Origin of the sequence: Snodgrassella sp. CFCC 13594 (assembly GCF_001590725.1) — a bacterium.
In the GTDB taxonomy this organism is placed as follows: Bacteria; Pseudomonadota; Gammaproteobacteria; order Burkholderiales; family Neisseriaceae; genus Snodgrassella.
In genome coordinates, this window is sequence record NZ_LQXR01000094.1 from 1 (window position 1) to 461 (window position 461).

1 protein-coding gene is annotated in these 461 nt (G+C 53.6%); it reads right to left on the minus strand.

The features are described 5' to 3' along the window. Positions 1-461, minus strand: a 461-nt coding sequence (locus A2F46_RS12765; protein ID WP_197457677.1) for a hypothetical protein, incomplete at both ends; no start/stop codon positions are given.

A 461-nucleotide genomic window follows, 5' to 3' on the forward strand; every position in this document is an offset into this window, starting at 1 on the left:
GTAGTTGCCAGAAACCGATAAGGTGTCACCCGCATCATTGAATGTGGTGAGATCGATTGAGCCGTTATTGATAACAGCGCCACTGGCACCAATGGTGGCAGTCGATGCTGCAGTGCCATCAGCCAACCGAATGGTACCGTTATTGTTGATATTGCCGGCGGTGTCGCTAGTTGCTGCCCAATCAGCGCCTGAAGCCAGCGCCAGTGTGCTGCCTGAGGCCACATCGATGTTGCCTACGGTGGTATTGCCATTGCTGGTGAACACGGTTGCATCGGAGTCACTACCGATGTTGACGATGGAATCGGCAGCGCCGGTGATGTCGCCGTTAACCTGAGGCTGCGTTGCCACTGCCTCTGCTGAAGACAGCAGATTCAGGGTATTGCTGCCCAATAAAACCTGACCATTTAGAATGCCATAGTTGTTGATGCCATTGGTTACCGTACCGGCAGAGGTGTCAATGG